We start from the raw sequence: 17,691 nt of genomic DNA, 5'->3' as shown, positions 1-17,691 counted from the left end.
ATCTCACGAAAACGGGAACCAATGCGCGTGTCGCCCCGTTGGTAATGCAACAAAGCAATTCCAACGGAAGAACTTATTATGGATCTCGTACGCGTACTTATCGCCATCTTCATTCCGCCCCTCGGCGTGTTCCTTCAGGTCGGCCTTGGCCTCCAGTTCTGGATCAACCTGCTGCTGACGCTTCTTGGCTATATTCCGGGGATCATCCATGCCCTCTACATCATCCTTCGCGACTGAGCCGATCGTCACGCCGCGGCTTGACGAGCTGGATCGTCTCACGAAAATCGCCCGCATGATGGATAGCCGGTACAAGATCGCCGGCATCCGTTTCGGGTGGGATACGATCCTCGGCCTCATCCCCGGTGTTGGCGATACGCTGACTATGGCCCCGTCGCTCTACATTCTGGCAAAGGCCCGAAAGATGGGCGCATCCAACCGCCTGTTGGCGCAGATGATCGGGAATATCGGCATCGACTGGATTATCGGTTGGATCCCGCTGCTCGGCGACTTGCTGGACGTGGGCTTCAAGTCCAACCGCCGCAATGTGGAACTCCTACACGGGATGCACGGACTACCGTCTCCCTTCCGCGAAACGGCTGACCAATAACGAAAAAAGCCCGCGAGTGATGCTCGCGGGCTTTTCTTTTGTCTTCGGATCGAAGCGGCGATTAGCCGACCAGTTCGAGACCCGAGAAGAAGAAAGCGATTTCTTCTTTTGCGGTTTCCGGAGCGTCCGAACCGTGTACCGAGTTCTCGCCAACCGACTTTGCGAATTCAGCGCGGATAGTGCCTTCGGCAGCGTCTGCCGGGTTGGTTGCGCCCATGACTTCGCGGTTCTTCGAGATGGCGCCTTCGCCTTCCAGAACCTGAACAACGACCGGAGCCGACGCCATGAATTCGCAAAGTTCGCCGTAGAACGGACGCTCGGCGTGAACAGCGTAGAACTGGCCAGCCTGAGCCGGGGTCAGGTGGATGCGCTTCGAAGCGACGACGCGCAGGCCAGCGTCTTCGAACTTGGCAACGATTTTGCCGGTCAGGTTACGCTCGGTGGCATCGGGTTTGATGATCGAGAGGGTGCGTTCGACAGCCATGTTAGCCTCTATATGCAGCGGCCCCACGTACGGGGGCGGGTTGGAAATTGGCGCTGCCCTAACATGTGTCAGCGCTCAAGAAAAGCGGTCAAACGCGGCTGGTCTGGCAACTTAACGCAAATGACGCATTTCGCTTGTGCGGATCGGGGGTGCGGCGCCTCTTTCCCAGCAAATGCGAACCTGCTAGCAGCAAGCCATGCTACGCCTCGACGATATCTCCTATTCCATCGAAGGCCGTGTTCTGATCGAGCACGCCTCTGCTGTCATTCCTACCGGCCACAAGGTCGGTCTCGTCGGGCGTAACGGCACCGGCAAGACGACGCTGTTCAAGCTGATCCGGCAGGAGCTGCACCTCGACACAGGTGACATCGACCTGCCGCGCGGCTGGCGGATCGGCGGCGTCAGTCAGGAGGTCCCCGGTAACGAAGTGTCCCTGATCGACACCGTGCTGGCTGCCGACACCGAGCGTGCATCGCTAATGGCCGAGGCGGAGACTGCAACCGACGGCACCCGCATCGCCGAAATCCAGACCCGCCTTGCCGACATCGACGCGTGGAGCGCCGAAGCCCGCGCCTCCTCGATCCTCAAAGGTCTCGGGTTCACCGACGAAGAGCAGAAGATGCCCTGCTCCGCCTTCTCCGGCGGTTGGCGGATGCGCGTCGCGCTAGCGGCAGTGCTGTTCTCGGAGCCTGACCTGCTGCTGCTCGACGAACCTACCAACTACCTCGACCTCGAAGGTGCGCTGTGGCTGGAGAACTACCTGACGCGCTACCCGCACACAGTGGTCATCGTCAGCCACGACCGCGAACTGCTGAACCGTTCGGTGACGGGCATCCTGCACCTGAATGACAAGAAACTGACCTACTGGACCGGCACCTACGACAGCTTCGTCCGCCAGCGCGCCGAACAGCGCGCTGTCCTGGAGCAGGCCGCGAAAAAGCAGGACGCCAAGCGCGCCCACCTGCAATCCTTCGTCGACCGTTTCAAAGCCAAAGCGACCAAGGCCAAGCAGGCCCAGTCCCGCGTGAAAATGCTTGAGAAGATGGAGACCATCCGCGTGCCCGAAGACGCCGCGCGGACCGTGTTTACCTTCCCCTCGCCCGAACCGCTGTCGCCGCCGATCATCCGCGTCGAAGGCGGCAAGATCGGCTATGACGGCAAAGCGGTCCTGTCCCGCCTGAACCTGCGCATCGACCAGGACGACCGCATTGCGCTTCTCGGCCGCAACGGAGAAGGCAAATCGACCCTGTCCAAGCTGCTCTCGGACCGTCTGGAGCTGATGGAAGGCGAGAAGGTCTCGTCCAGCAAACTCCGCATCGGTTTCTTCGCGCAGCATCAGGTGGACGAGTTGCGAGTCGAGGAAACCCCGCTCCAGCACCTCCAACGCGAACTGCCCGACCAGACGCCGTCGAAGCTGCGCGCCCGCCTCGCCGGATTCGGCCTGATGGCCGCGCAGGTCGAAACCGAGGTCGGTCGCCTTTCGGGAGGCCAGAAGGCACGCCTGTCGCTGCTCCTCGCGACGCTGGACGCGCCGCACCTTCTCATCCTCGACGAACCCACCAACCACCTCGACATCGAAAGCCGCGAGGCGCTGGTCGAGGCGCTGACAGCCTACAACGGCGCGGTCATCCTCGTTAGCCACGACATGCACCTCCTCAGCCTCGTGGCCGATCGCCTATGGCTGGTGAAGGACGGACAGGTCTCGCCCTACGACGACGACCTTGACGCATACCGCAAGATGCTGCTGTCCTCGGAAAAACCGGCCGAGAAAACCGCCGCAGCCGCCACAAAGCCCAAGCCGCAAAAGGCCGACCGCAACACGATCCTCGCCCTCCGCGCAGAGGTCCGCAAATGCGAAGAGCGCATCGAGAAAATCAACGAGATCCGCGACCGCGTGGCGGGCGAGCTTGCCGACCCTGCGCTATACGAGGACAACAACAGCGCCAAACTGGAAAAGCTGAATCGCAAATGGGCCGAAGCGGTGGATGCCACAGAGCGCGCAGAAGCGCTGTGGATGGAAGCGCTTGAAAAGCTCGAAGAAGCCGAAAGCTGATAACGTAACGGGGGCTCTGCCCCCGCGCTTCGCGCTCCCCCGGGATATTTCGGGCACAAAGGCGGAACCCGCGTCTTCATTCTGACAAAAATACCTCGGGGTGAGGCCGCAGGCCGAGGGGCAGAGCCCCTTTCGCGTTCTGACCGCCAAAAGCAAAAAAGCGCCTTACGGCGAACCGTAGGCGCTTTTTGAAGAAGAAGTGGCGCGGTTGACGGGGCTCGAACCCGCGACCCCCGGCGTGACAGGCCGGTACTCTAACCAACTGAGCTACAACCGCACTCATCTTCGTGACACTTTTTTCAGCAGTGGCGCGGTTGACGGGGCTCGAACCCGCGACCCCCGGCGTGACAGGCCGGTACTCTAACCAACTGAGCTACAACCGCTCGCCTATGTGCTGTCCGGTGTGTCACCGGATGTGGGGCCTTCTAAGCGGAGTGCGGGGTGGCGTCAAGCGCCCTCTGACAAAAAAGTGCAACAAATCGAACCGGATGATGAATTCGTTTGGAAACGGCCAAAAATCTCTTTGTTTCAGGGCTTTATGGCAGTGGTGATTTTCTGGAGATTCAGCGGATTCCAGATCCGGTCGGGAAAACTGCAAGAAAACAAGGCAGGTTGAAACCGGCACTGCCTGTCCCCATCTCTCCCCTACGAGCGGCGCCGGCGTGCGCCGCAGCGCGTTGCGCAGAAATCTAGGCAAATCGGTACTCTTATACTGGCGAATCCGCTTTTGCGGCTTGCCTAAGTGGTGCGCCGGCACTAGTTTGCACGCCAAAATTCGTTGACTATAAAAAGGACAAAGGCCATAGCCCGTAGACCTCATAACGCACCACCGGTGCGTGACACTGGACCCCGCATCAATGATCGCATCCGTTGCCCCGAAGTTCGCCTGATCGGCGCCGAGGGTGAAAACGTAGGTGTTGTGACGCCCGAGAAAGCTCTCGACATGGCCGAACAAGCCGGTCTCGACCTGGTAGAAATTTCGCCCAACGCGAAGCCGCCGGTCTGCAAGATCATGGATTACGGTAAGTACAAGTACGAGACCCAGAAGAAAGAGGCCGAGGCGCGCAAGAAGCAGAAGGTCATCGAAGTCAAAGAGGTCAAGTTCCGTCCGGGAACCGACACCCACGACTATGATGTCAAAATGCGCAATGTGCTCAAGTTCCTCGACAACGGGGACAAGGTGAAAGTCACCCTGCGTTTCCGTGGTCGCGAGATGGCTCACCAGGATCTTGGCCGCGAGCTGCTTCAGCGTATCTCCGAAGACGTCAAGGAGAACGGCAAGGTCGAGAACATGCCGAAGATGGAAGGCCGTCAGATGGTCATGATGATCGGACCGCTGGCCAAGTAATCTTGGTTCTCTTGCAGTAACGACAGGCCGCCTTTCGGGCGGCCTTTTGTTTATGTGCTGCGCGGTTTCGGGCGGGTCGGCATTTCTTTCAGGAGGCCGCCCACCCCCATTGCAGCGATTTCCGCGTCGGTGACCCCGATTCCGCAAAGCGTCCGTTCCAACACCCAGTCGGCACCATTGAGCGCTGGCGAACGCGCGCATCCCGGCAGGCCGATGACGGGGCGGCCATCAAAGCTGCCAATGAACAGCAGGTTTCCCGGATCGACGGGCATCCCGAAGCGTTCGACTGCGCCTCCGGCCATTCTGACGGCGCTGGGGGCCACGTCCGCGATGTCGGAGGTGGCCGAGGCGGTCAGAATCAGGATGACCTCTCCTTCGGCCTGTTTGATGGCCTCTGCGATGACTTCGGTTTTGTGGGCGACTTTGCTGCGGGGCGTCAGGGCGACGTCCAGCCGCGACAGGCGGGTGTTCGTGGCACGACGGCCCTTGTCGCTATGTGTGGTGCCGTCGATCACGGTTTCGATCAGCGTGGCGCTTTGGTAGCGCGGCGCGTGGACGGTCATCGCGGTGTCCAACGCCTCGGCGGCTTTGGCGACGTTCGTGGCGGCGACTCCGTAGGCGATGATCTTGACCGTGGCAATCATGGCGCCCGCTTCGACGCGCTTGCAGTGCGGCAGCGTGGCGATAGTGATCATCGGGTCGATGGCGTTGGCGGCGTGGATGCGGGCGGGATCGAAGCCGACGACTCCGGCGCGGGTGGCGTGAAGGTTCACGCGGCCTGTTGCGGCTTTGGTAACGCGGATATTCTGTGCTGCTGGATCGCTGACCAATGCAGCGGCGATCCGCTCGGCAGCCGTGTTCTCGTCCAAGTCATCCGGCCCGAGACGCGCGACAATGACTTCGGTAATTCCCGCCGTTTGTAGGTCGGCAATGTCGGCGGCCGTGAGTTCCTTGCCCTTTTGCAGCTTGCGGGACGGCAGGCGGATGGAGTGGGCAGCGATCTCGCCCTCGGCTTCGGCAACGGGCGATGGGCCGAACTTCATGCTTTTCTCAGAACTTCAGTCACTTGCGCCATGATGCTCACAGCGATTTCGGCGGGGGATTTGGCGCCGATGTTCAGCCCGACGGGTCCATGAATGCGGGCGATCTGCGCCGCTGAAAAACCGTCCTGTACCAGCCGTTCGACCCGCTTGGCGTGGGTCCGCGTGGAGCCGAGGCAGCCTAGGTAGAACACATCCGACAACAGCGCAGCGCGGATGGCGGGGTCGTCGAGTTTGGGATCGTGGGTTAGCGTGACAACGGCCGTGCGCGGGTCGAGGCCCAGCGCCTCCATCGCCTCATCCGGCCAATCGTCTGAGATCATCTCACCGGGGAATCGCTCTTCGGAGCCGAAAACCGGGCGCGGGTCGATCAGCACGGGGTCATATCCGCAGGCGCGCGCCATCTGGACGAGCGGCTGGGCGATGTGGACCGCACCGACGATCAGCATCCGAAGCGGCGGGTTGTGGATCGCGACGAAGGTTCTGCCGTCTTCCTCGACACCAGATTTGTCGCTGCGGAATCGCTCGGCATAGGCGGAGGCATCGGCGAGCTTACGGTCGTCGCTTTCCAGATCGGCCACGTAGGCAACCTGCTTGCGGGCAGCGCGGGCATCCACCAATTCTTTGAGCAGATCGGCGGACAGCGCTTCGCCGCCAACGGGTTCCACCAGCACGCGGATCTGGCCGCCACACGCGAGGCCGACGGCGAAAGCCTGATCGTCCGATACGCCGAATGTCAGAAGGCGGGTTTTGCCGTCGTCGACGGCGTCCATGGCTTCGGTGATGACCGCGCCTTCGACGCAGCCGCCCGAGACAGAGCCCTCCATCGCGCCATCGCGGTCGATGACCAGTTGACTGCCGATGGGACGGGGCGCGGAGCCCCAAGTTTCGACGACAGTGGCCAGCACAGCGCCGCGTCCGCTGTTATGCCACTCCAGCGCAAGCGCGGGGATGTCGGTTCTGTCTGTCATGATAGCCTCCCTACCCCTTTCAAGATGAGAGAAGCCGCAACGCGGTTCAACTCCTACCGTAGTCTTACGCGCAAAAAAGAACGGGCCCCGAAGGGCCCGCCTTTGTCAGTTCTTACTGAGCGCTTGCAACCTGATCGAGGAGCGGCGTGATCCGGCGGATCGTGGCGCGACGGTTCGCCTGCTCTGCGGATTCGGTGTTCACCTTCAGGTAACGTTCACCGTAACCCTGTACGACGAGGTTTTCCGGCGGGATGTCGAAGTACTCGGTCATTGCCAGTGCAACGCTTTCCGCGCGGCGGTCCGACAGGCCGAGGTTGTTGACGTCCGAGCCGACAGCGTCGGTGTGACCTTCAACAAGGAAGATCTCGTTCGGGTTTTTCTGAACCATGTCTTCGATCAGCAGGCCCATACGTACGAGGCTGGTGATTTCAGCTTGCGAGATCGCAGCCGAGCCGGTTGCGAAGTTGATGGTGTCCAGATCAATGGCCGGAACGAGTTCGCGGACCGAACGGATTTCGCGAACCTGACGGAGCGAGTAGCTACGGTCGACGTTCTGCGGCTTCTGGGCCTGAAGAGCGGCGATCAGACGTGCAACGTCCGCGTCGTTGACCGAGTAGCTCGGTGCCGGACGAGTGGTTTCGCGGAGCGAAGCAACGTCAACCGGCTCAGCGGCGCGCTCTGCGTCGGTGATGAGGTTGATGCGGGTGCCGTCGGTCAGGATACGTGCACGGGTCACAACACGGCCGAGGTCATCGCGGATGGTCAGAACCTGCGTGCCATCCGGACGGGTCACGGTGGTACGGGTCGAGCCGTCAGCAAAGGTTTCGGTCTTTACGTCGTTGCCTGCCTGGTTCAGCAGAGCATCGTCGTTCTTGTAGATTTGCAGACCATTGGGGCCCTGAACGATAACGCGGTCGCCGGTGTTGCCGACAACTTCTTCACCGTTGTCGAGCAGCGAGCCTACAGCCACAGCACCGAGACCGACCAGAAGGGCCTTCTCGAAGTTGCTCAGACCACCGTTATCTTCGCTGGCTTCAGCGTTGTTGGCCGAAGTGGGCTCGAAATCTTCGTCCGACGAGCGAACCTGCTCTTCGGTCAGCGTCTCTTCGGTGACTTCGGCGTCAGTTGCGTTCTCGTCCGAAGCGGCGAGCGGAGCAGCCTCCTCTTCCTCTGCGGTCGGGTCTACAGCCGGTTCGTCGTCAGCAGCGACTTCTTCTGCGCCTTCGTCAGCGGCAGCAGCTTCTTCGTCGGTGGTGGCTTCAGCGTCGGTCGCAGCCGACATCTCTGCCTGCATCTCTGCGATCTGGTCAGCCATATCCTGCTGAGCCTGTTCAAGAGCGGCCTGCTCTTCGGCGATCTGCTGAGCTACTTCGTCCGAAACTTCCTTGGCCGGAGCAGCTTCTTCCGAAGCAGTTTCTTCTTCGGTCATTTCGGCTTCGGCGGTGGTTTCAGCTTCGGCGCCCATCTCGGCGTCAGCTTCCATCTCGGCTTCTGCGTCGGCGTTCATTTCGCCTTCTTCAGCCGGTGCAGCTTCAGCTTCGGTGGTTTCCGGAGCCATCTCTTCCTGTGCGGCTTCTGCTTCTTCGCTGGCTTCAGCTTCGACCGAGCCGTCTTCGGTGGCTTCGGCTTCGACTTCTACGGCATCTTCCGAAGTCGCTTCATCAGCGGCCGGAGCGGCTTCGCTCTGGGCTTCGATTTCAGCCTGAACTTCGGCGTCCATCTCGCCTTCGACGGCTTCACCTTCAGCCGGAGCAGCTTCAGCGTCTGTCATCTCCGGTGCCATTTCCTCGGCAGCACCATCAGCGGATTCTTGGGCCTCTACAGCATCGGTTTCGTCAGCGGTTGCCTCTTCGGCGACCGGCTCGGCAGGTTCCGCAGCCTGTTCCATAGCAGCGTCCGCCTGCGGATTAGCCTGAGCCGGTTCGTCGCCGGTCGCCGGTTCGGCAGCATTTTCGTTTGCCGGTTCGGCGGGGGCGATGTCACCCATTTCCTCTTGGCTCTGTTTGGTCAGCTCGACAATCTTGTCCTGACCCAGCGCGTCGACCAGCGCCGGATCTGCGAGCGGGATAGCCGTCGGCTCGCCGTTTTCGCACGGCGGGATGATGCCACCTTCGCAGAGCAGAACAGCGGGCTCGCCATCCGGCGTGGTGGTCAGTTCTTGCGCGTGAGCGGCACCAAGGAAAGAGGCGTTGGGGACAATCAGGGAAAGCGAGGCCACCAGAGCGGTCGTGGCACGGGATGAATTACGGGGCATATGAACTCCTTTGAGTGGACGTCATCTGGCAGGACCAGACGCGCCGAATTGCCAAAGCAACGCGCGCCAGACCGCTTTTGATCCATCAGGAGATGTGAAATTCTTCGCGAGGTTCCCCTGTTAAGCGCCTTTGTGCCGATCGACCATTGCCATCAGCCGCGCTTTGTCCCCGCCGTCCTTCGCGTCCGAGATCGCCTCGGCAAGACCTTGCAATGATGCGATATTGTGGCCCGCGCGGAAGCTGGTCACATGGGGCAGCATTTCAACGATCCCGCGGGCTTTGGGCGCGAAGCCGTCCCATCTGAGGAGCGGGTTCAGCCAGATTAGTTGACGTGACGATAGCCCGAGCCGCTCCATCGCTTTGCCCAGCCCGCCTTCGGGATCGCGGTCGAGCCCGTCGGTGATCAGAAGCACCACAGCGCCCTGCCCCAGAACCCGCCGCGACCAGTCGCGGTTGAAGCGGTCGATACACTCCCCGATGCGTGTGCCGCCCTGCCAGTCCTGCGCCTCGGCCCCGACGGCGGCCAGCGCGGCATCGACGTCTTTGTGCTTGAGGTGGCGGGTGATGTTGGTGAGCCGCGTGCCGAAGGTGAAGGCGTGGATTTTGGCCCAGCCCTGCCCTTTGGCATTGGCGACGGCGTGCACGAAATGCAGCACGGCGCGGGAATACTGGCTCATGGAGCCGGAGATATCGCAGAGCACGACGAGGTTCGGATAGCGTTCGCGTTTATGGCGAGTCGCGAAGCTCTGGATTTCGCCGCCCTTGCGCATCGACTGACGCAGCGTGCCGCGCCAATCGGGGATCTGGCCGTGTCCGGCGGTGGTCCGCCTGCTTTGCACGGGGCGGATCGGCAGGGTCATTTTGGCGAGGATGCGTTTCGCCTGCGCCATCTCCTCGATCGACATCTGTTCGAAGTCGAGCGTTTTCAACCGTTCCTCGGTCGAGATCGTGCGGGAGGCGTCGATGTCGATCAGCGCCTCTTCATTTTTGTCCTCTTCCGGCTGAGGCATGGGGATGTTTTGGTCATCCAGCAGCGCCTCTGCCGCGCGCTTTTCGGCGGCTTTGGCTTTGCGGTCTTCCTGCACGCCGCGCACGGACGGCAGCATCATCGCCATCATATGTTCGAGGTAGCGTGGGTCGCGCCAATAGAGGCGGAACACCTGCCCGTAGATCGTGCGGTGTTCGGGGCGCGTGCAGAAACACGCCTCCAGCGTCCAGTAGAAGTCGTTCTTGCGCGTAAACCCCGCCGCCTCCACGGCGCGAATGGCGTCGATCACACGGCCGGGGCCGACGGGGATGCCTGCCTTGCGCAGGGCACGGGCGAAGTGCGCGATGTTATGCGCGAGCTTGCCGTCCTCCGGAATATCGAGCGGGATGTACTCAGCCATTGGCGTCGCGGCGGGGGGCTGTCTGCCCCCCGCACCCCCCGAAGGTATTTTTGTCAGAATGAAGCATCAGACGGGCGCGAGGTCCGCGCGGGCTTCTTTGAGGAGGCGCTGCGCTTCGGAGCCTTCGATACGGGCGATGTCGTCCTGATATTTGAGGATCGCGCCAAGGGTGTCGGCGATAACCTCGGGGCTGAGGTCAATGACGTCGAGCGCGAGCAGACATTTCGCCCAGTCGATGGTTTCTGCCACCCCAGGTTTTTTGAAGAGGTCTTCGGTGCGAAGTTTCTGGACGAAGGCGACGACCTCTTTGCTGAGCGTTTCCTGCGCTTCGGGCGCGCGGGCGTGGAGGATGTCCAGCTCGCGGTCGAAGGTGGGGTAATCGACCCAGTGATAGAGACAGCGGCGTTTCAGGGCGTCATGAACCTCGCGCGTGCGGTTGGAGGTCAGTATGACGATGGGCGGCTCCTGCGCCTTGATCGTGCCCAGCTCGGGCACGGTGACTTGGAAATCGGAGAGCGCTTCGAGGAGGAACGCCTCGAACGGCTCGTCGGTGCGGTCGATTTCGTCGATGAGCAGAACGGGCGCGCCGCCTTCATGGGGGCGCATCGCTTCGAGCAGCGGGCGTTCGATCAGGAAATCCTCGTTGAAGAGCTCGGACTGTAGCGCCTTGCGGTCGGCGCCGCCCGCCGCTTCGGCGGTGCGGATCGCGATCATCTGCGCGGCGAAATTCCATTCATAGACCGCTGAGGCCGCGTCGAGCCCTTCGTAGCATTGCAAGCGGATCAGTTTGCGGCCCAGCGCGCTGGCGATCGCCTTGGCGATTTCGGTTTTTCCAGTGCCTGCTTCTCCCTCCAGAAATAGCGGGCGACCGAGTTTGAGCGATAGAAAGGTCACGGTCGCAAGGGCGCGGCCACAGATGTAGCCTTCGCCCGCGAGCATGGACTGCACGTCGTCGATACTGTCGATAGTCATGAACTCCTCCGATTCAACCTCCATGCTGCCTTGTGGCAAAATTCGTTCAAGCCCTGCATAAGTCGCATGAATTTGCCGTTCATAGAGCGCAGAGCGGTCGCGCCTTGAGCGCAATTCCGCCCTAATCTAGGCTTAGCCTGCAGAATGGTTAGGTAGTACGCCCTTGAGGCAAAGGATGTGACGTGAGTATTGAACTTACAACCGATTTTGCCGGTCTTTCGAATGAGGACTGGTTCGACGCACTGGACGATGTGGCCGAAGAACACGGGCATTTCGAACGGGTCGGCGCGAATCATGCAGCCGCTTTCATCGATCAGGGCAAGAAGCTGCTCGTGACATTCGAGACCTTTCCCGAGATTTGCGAACAGTCCGAAGTCATGGAGCCGCGTGGTTTTCAGGCCGCCCGCGACTTTGGCTGGTCACACCTTGCGATCGTGGCGCGCGGCGAGAGCTGGTTCCGCGATCTGCGGCTCTATCAGTATTTCGACCGATTGACGGACGATGGCTTCTTCGAGGATTTCGACGAGGTTCTGTTCTTTGGCACCCACCGTGGCGGCTATGCTGCGGGTGCTTATGCGGTTGCCGCCCCCGGCTCGCGGGTTCTGTCGATCCGCCCTGTGGCGACGCTCGATCCGCAGATCGCCAATTGGGACCGCCGCTATCTGGAAGCGCGCCGCACTGACTTTTCGACACGCTACGGCTTTGCGCCCGATATGATCGACGCCACGCAGCACACCTATGTCGTGTTCGACCCTCAAGAAGACCTCGACGCGATGCACGCGGCGCTGTTTACCCGCTCGAACGTGACCAAGCTGCGGATGCCGCGCATGGGCACGAAGCTGGATCATAACCTCGACGAGATGGGGATTCTGCTGCCCCTTATGGAATACGCGATGAACGGCGATCTGACGGCGGCATCTTTTGCGGAGCTTTACCGCTCACGCCGCGATTTCGTGCCGTATCTGCGCCAGTTCGTTGGCTGGCTGGAGCGCAAGCGCGATTACAGCCGCGCTGCCGCGATCTGCCGATATGTACTGTCGGAGGGCAAACGCCCCTACTTTGCCCAGCGCCTGCGCCAGATCGAGGAGAAGGCCGCGCGCGAGGAAAAGATGAACGCGACTCGGGCCGCCCAGTAAAACGGGCCACATCGGAAAAACAAAAAGGGAGCCGCTGGCTCCCTTTTTCGTAGGTCTGTCCTGATGGATCAGACGTACAACATATCGCGGAATACGTGGCGGGCAATACCGTCGCGCGAGATGCCGCGCTGTGCCAGTTCGGCGTCCGACATGTTGTTCAGCTTGATGATTTCCTCGCGGCGACGCGGAAGGTCGTGCTGGCTTTCCATCGCTTGAACGAATGCACGACCCAGCTTGGTGAAGAAGCCTTCGCGCGGTGCAGAGAGGTCAGCGTGGGTTGCAGTGTAGGCCATTTTAGCGGCTCCTGAATATGTCATATGCGTTGACCTATAAATAGCCCGTGTGGAGCTATGCGGAAACAGACAATAGGGAAATGCCGCATTGCAGCAGGCGCATGGCCCTTCTCTGCGGTCTGTTTGTGTGGCGCAGTCTTTCGGGACGGTGTATTGCGTGGATCATGACCGAGACAGCACCCACCCGCCTGACGATCCGCCGCCCCGATGACTGGCACCTTCACCTGCGTGACGGTGCGATGCTCGAAGGCGTCCTGCCACACACCGCCGCCCATTTCGGCCGCGCTATCGTGATGCCGAACCTCGTGCCGCCCGTTGTGACGGGTGCGCAGGCCGCAGCATACCGCGACCGGATCATGGCGGCGCTGCCCGAAGGCATGTCGTTCAAGCCGCTGATGGTGCTGTACCTCACCGAAGAGACCGACCCCGAGGATGTTGCCGCTGCCCACGCTGCTGGTATCGCGACTTCGGTCAAACTGTACCCTGCCGGCGCGACCACTAATTCGGCTTCGGGCGTGCGCGATTTTGACAAGGTCCGCCCCGTGCTGGAAAAGATGGCCGAGATCGGCATGCCGCTCTGCGTCCACGGCGAAGTCACCAACCACGACATCGACATTTTTGACCGCGAGGCCGTGTTTATCGACCGCGTACTCCACCCGATCCGCAAAAAGGTCCCTGACCTGCGCGTGGTGATGGAGCACGTCACGACCCAGGATGCCGTTGATTACGTGCGCGATCACACCAAGAACCTCGCCGCGACGATCACGACGCACCACCTGATCATCAACCGCAACCACATCCTCGCGGGCGGTATCAAGCCGCACTACTACTGCCTGCCGGTGGCCAAGCGCGAAAACCACCGCGTGGCATTGGTCGAGGCTGCGACTTCGGGCGACCAGCGTTTCTTCCTCGGCACCGACTCGGCGCCGCACACCGACCCGAACAAACTTCAGGCATGTGGCTGTGCGGGCTGCTTTACCGCGCCGAACACCATGTCCTGCCTCGCCGAAGTCTTCGAAGCCGCAGGCCGCCTGAAAAAGCTCGAAGCCTTCGCCTCGCTGAATGGTCCGCGCTTCTACCGCATGGAGCCGAACGAGGAGACTATCACCCTCACCAAGGGCGAACCCGTGGAATATCCTCCACAAATTATGACCGGCGCAGGACCGGTTACGGTGTTCGATCCGGGCTTCCCACTACATTGGCAGGTATCCTGAGTAAGGTTCTCATGACTAGACAGCCTCTTACATGTCAAAGTTGTTGAGAAAATATCCACACAGCTCGAAAAAGTACGCGGTCCAATTGGGGGCCGCGTTTTTTTGAGGTAAGCACATGACCACCTATTCGTTTCAGGGCGTGGGGATTTCGTTCGACGATCGCTATGAGCCCATCGAGTTTCTGGGCGGTGCGGAACTGACGGTTACCGCACCGGAGAAATCGCAGATCTCCTACGAGACTTGGGGCGACGGCGAGATCAGACTGAACCTTGATAACGGTGGCAATTTCTACGGCGCGCAGTTCACGGGCGGCGAGTATGACGACGCAAACGTTAATGAGCTGGACACGTCCGAGCATCTGTTTGTCATCGACTGGTCCATGTCTGGTCAGGACTACGCGACCACCATCTTTCAGCTGGAAATTTACGACAGCTTCGACGACTACGAACCGGTCGTCTTCTACTTTGTCGTTGACGGTGACCCGCTGCGGGTAGCCTCGCTCAGCGATTATGCTGACATCGACGGCGCGATTACCAACGTCTCCTACCCGACCGGTGATATCGCGCCGGGTACGCTCTTCTCTTGGAGCGACCTCAACCCGACCGACACCTATGAAGACGACACCTTCTACGGCGCCGGCGGCAAGGATCGCTACTACGGCGGCAAGGGCGAAGACTGGATGTTCAGCTCTGCGGGCAATGACTATTTCAACGGCGGCAAAGGGTTTGACGTCGCGCTCTACCACAGGGATTCGAGCGGCATTTCGGTGAACCTCGGCAAGAAGTTCGTCATTGATGGCTACGGCGACCGCGACAAGATCGTGAAGGTCGAGTGGGTGACCGGCTCGATGTACAGCGACGAATTCCTCGGCAGCAAGCGTGACGACACCTTCGAAGGCTACGGCGGCGCGGACTACTACGACGGTAAGGGCGGCAATGACACCGTCAGCTTCCGCTACGACCAAGGCGCTGGCGGCGACCAAGGCATCAATGTCGACCTGTCCAAAGGCATCGGGACCGATGGCTGGGGCAACGAAGAGATGCTCGTTTCTATCGAAAACGTCGAGGGCACCTATAACAGCGACAAGTTCATGGGCGATGACAACGCCAACATCTTCTGGGGCCTCTCCGGCAAGGACAAGATGAACGGCGGCGGCGGTGACGACGAGCTCTACGCTGGCGGCGGCAAGGACGTGATGACCGGCGGCTCGGGCGCGGACCAGTTCCACTTCTCCGAAGCAAAACACAAGAACATCATCAAGGATTTCGAACTGAGCGAAGGCGACCTGATTTCGTTCAAAGGCGCGAATGGCAGCATCGACAGCTATGACGACCTGATGGCCAACCACGTCCGCGAAACGAAGAAAGCCGTCATCATCACTGACAACGAGCTGAACCTGACGATCAAGGTCAACAAGGTTTCGCTCGACGACCTTACCGAAGACGCGTTCGTCTTCTGATCATAGAAAGGCAGCGCCTATACGGGCGCTGCCTTTTGCAGTCTTTCAAACTGGGGCGAATGCGTCTAATGACCCAGCGAAACCTTACCGAAAGGACGCTGCCATGATCCCCTCCTCCTTCCCGTCGAAGTCCGAGATCGCCCGCCTGTCGGCAGGTATGCTGCTTGAGATCGGCGCTGTGTCCTTCAACGCCAAAGAGCCGTTCACCCACGCTTCGGGCAAGAAAGCCCCGACCTACGTGGACTGCCGCAAACTGATCTCCTTCCCGCGCATCCGCTCGACACTGATGGATTTCCTCTCGGTCTCGATCATGCGCGAAGCGGGTTTCGAAGCATTCGACAATATCGCAGGCGGCGAGACCGCTGGCATCCCGTTCGCGGCCATGGTCGCAGAACGCCTTGCCCTGCCGATGACCTACGTTCGTAAAAAGCCCAAGGGCTACGGCCGGAACGCCCGTATCGAAGGCGCAATGTCCGAAGGCCAGCGCGTGCTGCTCGTGGAAGACCTGACCACCGATGGCGGCTCCAAGCTGTCGTTCGTCGATGCGATCCGCGACACCGGCGCGACCTGCTCGGCCACTGCGGTAATCTTCTACTACGGCATTTTCGAGGGCGTGGAGAAAACCCTCGGCGATCACGGCGTGCAGCTGATCAGCCTCTGCACGTGGTGGGATGTGCTCGAAGTTGCCAAGGAACGCGAGGCGTTCGACGCCGAAACGCTGGCCGAGGTCGAGTCGTATCTGCGCGATCCGGCGGCATGGTCGGCGGCCCACGCCTAAGCCCTATAAATTATCCGTCAGGATAATCGCGGAGTTTCCGCAAGATATAGCAGCAACTAACCTAAGCGCCCCCTCATTTGGGGGCGTTTGTGTTTTGCACAGGTTATCCACAGAGTTATACTATTTGAAGTCGGACGTACCCTCGGGGTAGACCCTCTGCTCACTGGGGCAGCATAAAAACCGTGACAGGACTGTGATGAGCGAGATCGCCGTATTCAACGCAAGCGGATCGGAAGACAAAGCAGAAGATCCGGTGCCGCACTCCATCGAGGCTGAGCAGCAGCTTCTGGGTGCGATCCTGACGAACAATGACATCTTCGACCGTGTGGCTTCGATCATCACGGCGGACCACTTCTTTGACCCTGTCCACCGAGAGATTTTCCAGACCGCTGCGGCCCGTATTTCCGTGAACGCGCTGGCCTCGCCCGTCACGCTCAAAGCCTATATGAAAGACCACCCCGGTCTGAACGAACTGGGCGGCGCGACTTATCTGCTGAAGCTGGCGGGTTCTGCGATTTCGGCCTTTGCGGCCAAAGACTACGCCCAGCTGATCTATGACCTCGCGATCCGCCGCGAACTGATCGGCGTCGGCAAAGACATCGTGGCCGAAGCCAGCCGCGTTCAGGTCGACTCGGACGCTGCCGAACAGATCGGCAAGGCGGAACAGCGCCTCTATTCGCTGGCGGAAAAAGGTAAGTCGGAGACCGGCTTTACCAGCTTCGTCAAGGCGGTCACTCAGGCGGTCAACAGCGCCAATGCGGCCTACCAGCGTGAGGGCCAGCTGTCGGGCATCTCGACCGGCCTGATCGACATGGACAAAAAGCTCGGCGGCCTGCACCCGTCGGATCTTCTGATCCTCGCGGGTCGTCCGTCGATGGGTAAGACCTCGCTCGCGACCAACGTGGCGTTCAACATCGCCAAAGCGTTCCGCAAGGGCCGCAAGCCGGACGGGACTGAAGGCGCGGTCGAAGGCGGCGTTGTAGGCTTCTTCAGCCTCGAAATGAGCGCCGAACAACTTGCCGCACGTATTCTGTCCGAAGCGTCCGAAGTACCGTCCGAACAGATCCGACGCGGTGACATGACCGAGCAGGAATTCCGCCGCTTCGTCGAGGCCGCAAAAGAACTCGAAAGCTGCCCGCTGTTCATCGACGACACGCCTGCGCTGCCGATCAACCAGGTTGCCGCCCGCGCCCGCCGTCTGAAGCGGACGCATGGCCTCGATGTGCTGATCGTCGACTACCTTCAACTGCTGCGCGGCTCGGGTCGCGGCGATAACCGCGTTCAGGAAATCGGCGAGATTTCGATGGGCCTGAAAGCGATTGCCAAGGAACTCAACATCCCCGTCGTCGCGCTGTCCCAGCTCTCGCGTACAGTGGAAAGCCGCGACGATAAGCGCCCGCAGCTGTCGGACCTTCGTGAATCGGGCTCGATCGAGCAGGACGCCGACGTTGTTATGTTCGTGTTCCGCGAGGAATATTACGTCGAACGTGAAAAGCCGTCCGAAGACAGCCCGACCTTCCCCGAATGGCAGGACCGCATGAACCGCCTGCACGGACGGGCCGAAGTCATCATCGGCAAACAGCGTCACGGTCCGATCGGCACCGTGGACCTGTCGTTCGAAGGCAAATTCACCCGCTTCGGCAACTTGGTCAAACCTTGGCAGCAGGACGCGGTCGAGGGGTACTGATTTTCC

16 protein-coding genes and 2 tRNA genes are annotated in these 17,691 nt (G+C 60.7%); 9 read left to right on the top strand and 9 right to left on the bottom strand.

The window, feature by feature from the left end; genetic code table 11:
- Nucleotides 1–78 precede the first annotated feature (78 nt).
- Together HCZ30_RS09205 and HCZ30_RS09200 are read left to right on the top strand one after the other, a co-directional pair.
- Nucleotides 79–237, top strand: a complete 159-nt coding sequence (locus HCZ30_RS09205) for a YqaE/Pmp3 family membrane protein (protein ID WP_167637990.1) — start codon at nt 79–81, stop codon at nt 235–237.
- Entirely contained in the window at nt 209–607 is a 399-nt protein-coding gene (locus tag HCZ30_RS09200; RefSeq protein WP_167637989.1) for a DUF4112 domain-containing protein, read from the top strand. Before HCZ30_RS09205 ends, HCZ30_RS09200 begins: the two co-directional genes overlap by 29 nt.
- A 61-nt stretch (nt 608–668) precedes the next feature.
- On the opposite strand, the gene ndk is transcribed toward HCZ30_RS09200, so the two are convergent.
- Nucleotides 669–1,091: a nucleoside-diphosphate kinase gene (gene ndk, locus HCZ30_RS09195; RefSeq protein ID WP_167637988.1), complete on the bottom strand. Its 423-nt coding sequence runs from the start codon at nt 1,089–1,091 to the stop codon at nt 669–671.
- A 196-nt stretch (nt 1,092–1,287) separates the two neighbouring features.
- Between ndk and HCZ30_RS09190 the strand changes: the two genes are divergently transcribed.
- Nucleotides 1,288–3,144 carry an ABC-F family ATP-binding cassette domain-containing protein gene (locus HCZ30_RS09190; RefSeq protein ID WP_167637987.1) on the top strand — a complete coding sequence of 619 codons (1,857 nt, stop codon included), beginning with the start codon at nt 1,288–1,290 and terminating at the stop codon, nt 3,142–3,144.
- Between the two features lie 200 nt (nt 3,145–3,344).
- Here HCZ30_RS09190 and HCZ30_RS09185 read toward each other — a convergent pair.
- A tRNA-Asp gene (locus tag HCZ30_RS09185) sits at nt 3,345–3,421 on the bottom strand.
- A 29-nt stretch (nt 3,422–3,450) separates the two neighbouring features.
- Nucleotides 3,451–3,527 (bottom strand) — tRNA-Asp (locus HCZ30_RS09180).
- Between the two features lie 449 nt (nt 3,528–3,976).
- Here HCZ30_RS09180 and infC point away from each other — a divergent pair.
- Entirely contained in the window at nt 3,977–4,492 is a 516-nt protein-coding gene (gene infC / locus HCZ30_RS09175) for a translation initiation factor IF-3 (protein ID WP_348640367.1), read from the top strand.
- Nucleotides 4,493–4,542: 50 nt separating this feature from the next.
- On the opposite strand, the gene HCZ30_RS09170 is transcribed toward infC, so the two are convergent.
- The 5 genes from HCZ30_RS09170 to HCZ30_RS09150 all read right to left on the bottom strand — a co-directional run bounded on the left by HCZ30_RS09170 (nt 4,543) and on the right by HCZ30_RS09150 (nt 11,118).
- Nucleotides 4,543–5,535 carry a molybdopterin-binding protein gene (locus tag HCZ30_RS09170; protein ID WP_167637986.1) on the bottom strand — a complete coding sequence of 331 codons (993 nt, stop codon included), beginning with the start codon at nt 5,533–5,535 and terminating at the stop codon, nt 4,543–4,545.
- Complete coding sequence (locus HCZ30_RS09165) at nt 5,532–6,503, bottom strand: XdhC family protein (protein WP_167637985.1); 972 nt, start codon at nt 6,501–6,503, stop codon at nt 5,532–5,534. The genes HCZ30_RS09170 and HCZ30_RS09165 overlap by 4 nt, the downstream gene beginning before the upstream one ends.
- Before the next feature lie 112 nt (nt 6,504–6,615).
- Nucleotides 6,616–8,757: an OmpA family protein gene (locus tag HCZ30_RS09160; RefSeq protein ID WP_167637984.1), complete on the bottom strand. Its 2,142-nt coding sequence runs from the start codon at nt 8,755–8,757 to the stop codon at nt 6,616–6,618.
- A 120-nt stretch (nt 8,758–8,877) separates the two neighbouring features.
- Nucleotides 8,878–10,146: a vWA domain-containing protein gene (locus tag HCZ30_RS09155; RefSeq protein ID WP_167637983.1), complete on the bottom strand. Its 1,269-nt coding sequence runs from the start codon at nt 10,144–10,146 to the stop codon at nt 8,878–8,880.
- Between the two features lie 66 nt (nt 10,147–10,212).
- Complete coding sequence (locus HCZ30_RS09150; protein WP_167637982.1) at nt 10,213–11,118, bottom strand: AAA family ATPase; 906 nt, start codon at nt 11,116–11,118, stop codon at nt 10,213–10,215.
- A 182-nt stretch (nt 11,119–11,300) separates the two neighbouring features.
- Between HCZ30_RS09150 and HCZ30_RS09145 the strand changes: the two genes are divergently transcribed.
- Complete coding sequence (locus HCZ30_RS09145; RefSeq protein ID WP_167637981.1) at nt 11,301–12,254, top strand: hypothetical protein; 954 nt, start codon at nt 11,301–11,303, stop codon at nt 12,252–12,254.
- Between the two features lie 68 nt (nt 12,255–12,322).
- Here the strand turns inward: HCZ30_RS09145 and HCZ30_RS09140 are convergent, their stop codons facing one another.
- Entirely contained in the window at nt 12,323–12,547 is a 225-nt protein-coding gene (locus HCZ30_RS09140; protein WP_167637980.1) for a DUF1127 domain-containing protein, read from the bottom strand.
- Nucleotides 12,548–12,711: 164 nt separating this feature from the next.
- On the opposite strand from HCZ30_RS09140, the gene pyrC reads away from it, so the two are divergent.
- The 4 genes from pyrC (at nt 12,712) to HCZ30_RS09120 (ending at nt 17,685) form a co-directional block, all read left to right on the top strand.
- Complete coding sequence (gene pyrC, locus HCZ30_RS09135) at nt 12,712–13,761, top strand: dihydroorotase (protein WP_167637979.1); 1,050 nt, start codon at nt 12,712–12,714, stop codon at nt 13,759–13,761.
- Between the two features lie 115 nt (nt 13,762–13,876).
- Nucleotides 13,877–15,220: a hypothetical protein gene (locus HCZ30_RS09130; protein ID WP_167637978.1), complete on the top strand. Its 1,344-nt coding sequence runs from the start codon at nt 13,877–13,879 to the stop codon at nt 15,218–15,220.
- A 103-nt stretch (nt 15,221–15,323) separates the two neighbouring features.
- A complete protein-coding gene (locus HCZ30_RS09125) occupies nt 15,324–15,998 on the top strand; it encodes an orotate phosphoribosyltransferase (protein WP_167637977.1) in 675 nt (224 codons plus the stop codon).
- Nucleotides 15,999–16,194: 196 nt separating this feature from the next.
- Entirely contained in the window at nt 16,195–17,685 is a 1,491-nt protein-coding gene (locus HCZ30_RS09120) for a replicative DNA helicase (RefSeq protein WP_167637976.1), read from the top strand.
- Nucleotides 17,686–17,691 lie beyond the last annotated feature (6 nt).

It is taken from the genome of Marivivens donghaensis (assembly GCF_011806565.1).
Taxonomy (GTDB): domain Bacteria; phylum Pseudomonadota; class Alphaproteobacteria; order Rhodobacterales; family Rhodobacteraceae; genus Marivivens; species Marivivens donghaensis_A.
The sequence above is the reverse complement of the archived record's forward strand: the minus strand, read 5'-3'. Positions and strand labels throughout refer to the sequence as shown.